At 34.5% G+C, this 4,717-nt stretch carries 9 protein-coding genes; 8 read left to right on the top strand and 1 reads right to left on the bottom strand.

What is annotated here, in order from left to right; genetic code table 11:
• The first annotated feature begins 143 nt into the window (after positions 1-143).
• The 8 genes from OZD63_RS02520 to OZD63_RS02485 all read left to right on the top strand — a co-directional run bounded on the left by OZD63_RS02520 (position 144) and on the right by OZD63_RS02485 (position 4,381).
• Entirely contained in the window at positions 144-362 is a 219-nt protein-coding gene (locus tag OZD63_RS02520) for a hypothetical protein (RefSeq protein WP_006279413.1), read from the top strand.
• Entirely contained in the window at positions 343-636 is a 294-nt protein-coding gene (locus OZD63_RS02515; protein WP_306700832.1) for a type II toxin-antitoxin system RelE family toxin, read from the top strand. The genes OZD63_RS02520 and OZD63_RS02515 overlap by 20 nt, the downstream gene beginning before the upstream one ends.
• Positions 637-738: 102 nt before the next feature.
• Positions 739-960 carry a hypothetical protein gene (locus tag OZD63_RS02510; protein ID WP_095742622.1) on the top strand — a complete coding sequence of 74 codons (222 nt, stop codon included), beginning with the start codon at positions 739-741 and terminating at the stop codon, positions 958-960.
• A complete protein-coding gene (locus OZD63_RS02505; RefSeq protein ID WP_274979444.1) occupies positions 941-1,243 on the top strand; it encodes a type II toxin-antitoxin system RelE family toxin in 303 nt (100 codons plus the stop codon). The genes OZD63_RS02510 and OZD63_RS02505 overlap by 20 nt, the downstream gene beginning before the upstream one ends.
• A gap of 91 nt (positions 1,244-1,334) precedes the next feature.
• Entirely contained in the window at positions 1,335-1,556 is a 222-nt protein-coding gene (locus OZD63_RS02500; protein ID WP_274979445.1) for a hypothetical protein, read from the top strand.
• Positions 1,547-1,822 carry a type II toxin-antitoxin system RelE family toxin gene (locus tag OZD63_RS02495; protein WP_274979446.1) on the top strand — a complete coding sequence of 92 codons (276 nt, stop codon included), beginning with the start codon at positions 1,547-1,549 and terminating at the stop codon, positions 1,820-1,822. Before OZD63_RS02500 ends, OZD63_RS02495 begins: the two co-directional genes overlap by 10 nt.
• Before the next feature lie 171 nt (positions 1,823-1,993).
• On the top strand, positions 1,994-2,272 hold the full coding sequence (locus OZD63_RS02490; RefSeq protein ID WP_006279515.1) for a YggT family protein: 279 nt from the start codon (positions 1,994-1,996) through the stop codon (positions 2,270-2,272).
• Positions 2,273-4,381, top strand: a complete 2,109-nt coding sequence (locus OZD63_RS02485; protein ID WP_274979448.1) for an FtsK/SpoIIIE family DNA translocase — start codon at positions 2,273-2,275, stop codon at positions 4,379-4,381.
• A 149-nt stretch (positions 4,382-4,530) separates the two neighbouring features.
• Here the strand turns inward: OZD63_RS02485 and OZD63_RS06140 are convergent.
• A partial coding sequence (locus tag OZD63_RS06140; protein WP_410543737.1) for a hypothetical protein occupies positions 4,531-4,717 on the bottom strand: 187 nt, incomplete at its 5' end.

The following is a 4,717-nucleotide window of genomic DNA, read 5'->3' as shown; positions in this document are numbered from 1 at the left end:
GCATAGATATATCTCTTTCTTAACTATGCTTATTTTACCTCATATTTTCGAGATCCTTAACAGGTTCTTACATATCATCAACTTCCTTTATTGAAAAATTCAGAAAAATGTTGTATAATTGTTAGTAGACTTTGGTAAAACATATGACAGATTCAGGAATTAGTATAACTTTTGACCCAAAAACTTCACATAACCTTACTAAGTTAGCTGAAATCACCAAGGAATCCGTTCAAGAACTAGCAAAAAGGTTAGTCATCGAAGGAATCGAGTGCGAAGTAGAAGATATTGCGTTATATAAAACTATTAAGGAATGTGAGGATGTAGACTGGAACACAGTACTATCTGAAAGGGAGAGGACATAAACTGAAATACGATATTGTCTACTCAAAAAACTTTACTGAAAGAGATTTTCTAAATCTTCCAAAAACAATAAGGTCAAGGATTACAAAAGCGATAAACGAGCGGCTTACAACTGATCCAATTAAATTTGGTAAACCATTACGTGGCAGGCTAAAAGGGTATAGAAGAATAAGGGTTAGTGATTATCGAATTATTTATACTGTAAATATTGCAAAACATAAGGTATTTGTTGCTACAGCAGGACATAGAGACACCATTTATGAGAAGGCTACTTGATAAACATTAAATATATTTTTATACAGCCCTCCTTCCTTTCTTTATTGAAAAATTAAAAAAAATGTTGTAAAATAGCTATAGTAGTAGACTTTGGTAAAACTTATGGTAAATTCAAAGGTTAGTGTAACTTTCAACCCAGAAACTTCGCAGCATCTTGTTGAACTAGCTAGAGCCACCAAGCAGTCTGTTCAAAAATTAACAGAAAAGCTAGTCAAGGAAGCAATCGAACTTGAAGCGGAAGATATTGCATTTTCCAAAATTATTAGGGAGTTAAATTCTGATGATGCAGAAGAAGTAGAGGATAGTGAAGACATCTGGAAATAAGCAATACACCATTGAATATCTAAAGCATGTTCTTAAAAGAAATTTGCCTTCCTTGCCGGAAGATGTAAAGCCAAGTATTAAAGATGCAATAAAAGAGTATCTTGAGACTGATCCTATTGGTAACGGTGTGTTGCTACGCAAGAGATTAAAGGAACATAGAAGAATAAAAGTTGCTGATGATTATCGTATTGTCTACCGTGTAAATACTGTAAAACGTATAGTAATTATTGTTTCAATAGGACACAGGGACAATATTTACAAGCAGGCAATATTGGACTACTGAAACATTAAATATATTTTTATACACCACTCCTTTCTTTATTGAAAAATTAAAAAAAATGTTGTATAATTATTAGTGGACTTTGGTAAAACATATGGCAGATTCAGGCATTAACATAGCTCTTAGCGAAGAAACTTTAAAGCATCTTGCTGAATTATCTGAATTTACTAAACAGCCCGTTCAAGAATTAGCGGGAAAACTATTTAGAGAAGCAGTTGAGCTTGAAATGGAGGATTTTTTAGTATCTAAAATTTCTGATGAGCGTGATGTTGAAGGTGCAGAAACAGTTGATTTTGAAGATATTAAGTGGGATTAGAGCGTTACAAGGTTAAGTCTCTAAAGAGTGTTGTTGAAAAAGATTTACCAAACCTTCCAAAGACAATAGGGCTAAGAGTTCAAAAGGCTATAAAAGAACGTCTTACAGTTGACCCAATAAATTTTGGTGAACCACTACATCATAACTTAAAAGGATGTAGAAGGCTAAGAGTTGGTGACTATCGTGTAATTTACAGAGTAAATCAATTAGATCATATAGTAACTATCACAGAGATAGGACATAGAGATGATATTTATAAGAAATAAATACCAACATTAATATATATTATACACCCCTCCTTCCTTGTTCATTCTCTACTTTAGGTGGCTTTGCCCAGCTCAAAAAATGAAGTTTTTTTTGGTTCAGCAAAAACAACATTTTGAGTTTGAAAAGGCTAAATACTTGTCTTTTATATAACTTTCGTGTAATAGATATGTATGCATCCAATCATATATCTACTCAATACGTTACTTGATCTTTATAGCTTCATTCTAATATGTTGGGTTGTCCTAAACTGGTTGGTTAAACTTAATATGGTGAACATATATAATGAAACTGTCAGTAGCATAATGCACATCTTGAACCAATTGACATATCCACCACTAAAGATTATTAGAAGATATATACCACCGTTCAACGGATTAGATTTATCTATAATGATATTGCTAATAACAATTCACTTTGTAAAATATACAGTAGCTTACTACTTTAGGTAGATGTTAAAAAAATATCTAAAATCAGCAATATATCTATCCCTTTTAATATATATATCAGTTTTTAGCTATAACTATAAAGATCCTTCCTTAAACACGGCTACAAATGAGGAAGTGACAAATTTAGGTGGAATAGTAGGTTCATATTTAGCTGATATATTGGTTCAATTTCTTGGATTAACTAGTGTTACAATAGCTACAACCATAGTTTACTTGTTGATCTTCAGGCCAGCAAAAATACTGCTGAAAATTCTCTATTTAATATTAATCAATTTAGGGGTATGTGCTATATTACCACAACTTTCGCTAGGCATCACAGCAAGGTACAGACACAGTGGAATAATAGGGAATGCACTCGTTAATAACTGCCCGTTTTATGTATTTGTGATAGTAACATTAATAGGTCTTGTAGGATCTGTTGGTTGGAAGAGAGCAATTTACTCTCTATTCTTCTTATGTAAAAAAATAGCTTGCTTATTTGTAAATGTTCCATTCTTCAGATCACATAAAACTACTGAGTATTCAATTGCACCATTAGTAGTAGAAGAAAAACATAGAACTAAAATCACTACTAAACAACAACCAAAAGAAAGACAGAAAAAAGCTACCGAAGAAATTTTCAGTGAGTTCGAATTTCCCAGCATTCATTTACTTTCCAAAGCAGAGGAGTCTTTGCAGAGAAAACAGCTGAATGAAATGGAGAGCAATAAAAATTTATCTCTGCTGGAACAAGTCCTGAGTGATTTTGGCGTGCAAGGAAAAATTATCAGTGTATGCTATGGGCCGGTTGTGACTTTATACAAACTTGAACCACAAGCTGGTACGAAATCTGCAAGAGTAATTGGCCTTGCAGATGACATTGCACGTTCGATGAGTGCACTCTCTGCACGTATTTCAATAATTCGTGGGCAAAATGCTATGGGAATAGAGTTGCCGAACAAGGAACGGGAAATTGTAATGCTGCGTGATTTGCTTGAATCACCAGAATACCAAAATGCAAACTTAAATCTTCCAATTGCGCTTGGCAAAGAAATAAGTGGAAAACCAGTTATTGCAGATCTAACTAAAATGCCTCACTTGCTCGTTGCTGGAACCACAGGGTCTGGTAAATCAGTTGCGATTAACACTATGATTCTTTCACTCGTTTATCGATTAAGTCCTGACGAATGCAAGATGATAATGATCGACCCCAAAATGCTTGAGCTTTCAATATATGATGCAATACCACATCTAATAACGCCAGTGGTAACAGAGCCAAAAAAGGCTGTAGTCGCTCTTAAGTGGATAGTGAAAGAAATGGAAAACCGCTATCGCATGATGTCGTATTTGAATGTGCGCAATGTTATAAACTATAATCAAAAAATCACAGAAGCGATGAATAGTGGAATAGAATTGGAGCGCGTTGTGCAGATTGGCTTTAACTCAACAACAGGCAAACCTCTGTTTGAAAAAATACCAATCAAGATGGAAACATTTCCATATATTGTAGTGATCGTGGATGAAATGGCAGATTTGATGCTTGTTGCCGGCAAAGAAATAGAGTGCTCTATTCAACGCTTAGCTCAGATGGCTCGTGCTGCAGGAATACACATCATAATGGCAACACAACGCCCATCTGTGGATGTGATCACAGGTGTGATAAAGGCGAACTTTCCAACGAGAATCAGTTTTGCTGTTACTTCTAAGATAGATAGCCGTACAATACTTGGCGAACAAGGGGCTGAACAATTGCTCGGCATGGGTGACATGCTCTATATGGCCTCTGGTGGTAAGATCATTCGAGTTCACGGCCCATTTGTAAGTGATAATGAGGTGCAAGATATAGTTGATCATCTGAAAATGCAAGGTGAGCCAAACTACATGGAGGAAATCACTAAAGAAGATGAAAATTCTTCTACAGAGTCACACGATGAAACGGAGGATGAAGAAAATGACCTCTATAACCAAGCAGTGGCCATCATTCAAAGAGATCAAAAAGTTTCAACCAGTTACATTCAAAGGCAGCTTAGAATAGGCTATAACAGAGCAGCAAACATCGTTGAAAGAATGGAAAAGGAAGGTATTGTCAGCGCTCCAAATTACTCAGGGAAAAGAGAGATATTGGTTGAATAACAATCTTGTAACACCTTAATTTAAGTTTCCGCACTTTCAAAAAGCAAGTCAAACAAAATTATTAAAAGGTCAATACATAATGACAGTTAATTTAATAATAATTTAAACATTGGGAATGTAAAATTATAATATATTAATTAACTAGGGGGTTAAAATGGTAAAAGGAATTTTGTGCAATTGGTTAGGTGTAAGAACCTGTTAAGGATCTCGAAAATATGAGGTAAAATAAGCATAGTTAAGAAAGAGGTATATCTATGCAAAAAAGCTATCCAAGCGATATAAGTAAAGAACAATTTGAAAAAATTAGACCAATACTGGAGAGTAGCAGAAAGAAAA

This window comes from Wolbachia endosymbiont of Drosophila leontia (assembly GCF_028981785.1).
Lineage (GTDB): Bacteria > Pseudomonadota > Alphaproteobacteria > Rickettsiales > Anaplasmataceae > Wolbachia > Wolbachia pipientis.
The sequence above is the reverse complement of the archived record's forward strand: the minus strand, read 5'-3'. Positions and strand labels throughout refer to the sequence as shown.

Bases quoted from the DNA above. Each gene is read 5' to 3' on its own strand.
- OZD63_RS02490 (WP_006279515.1), top strand. From the start codon at position 1,994: ATGCATCCAATCATATATCTACTCAATACGTTACTTGATCTTTATAGC.
- OZD63_RS02510 (WP_095742622.1), top strand. From the start codon at position 739: ATGGTAAATTCAAAGGTTAGTGTAACTTTCAACCCAGAAACTTCGCAG.
- OZD63_RS02520 (WP_006279413.1), top strand. From the start codon at position 144: ATGACAGATTCAGGAATTAGTATAACTTTTGACCCAAAAACTTCACAT.
- OZD63_RS02485 (WP_274979448.1), top strand. From the start codon at position 2,273: ATGTTAAAAAAATATCTAAAATCAGCAATATATCTATCCCTTTTAATA.
- OZD63_RS02500 (WP_274979445.1), top strand. From the start codon at position 1,335: ATGGCAGATTCAGGCATTAACATAGCTCTTAGCGAAGAAACTTTAAAG.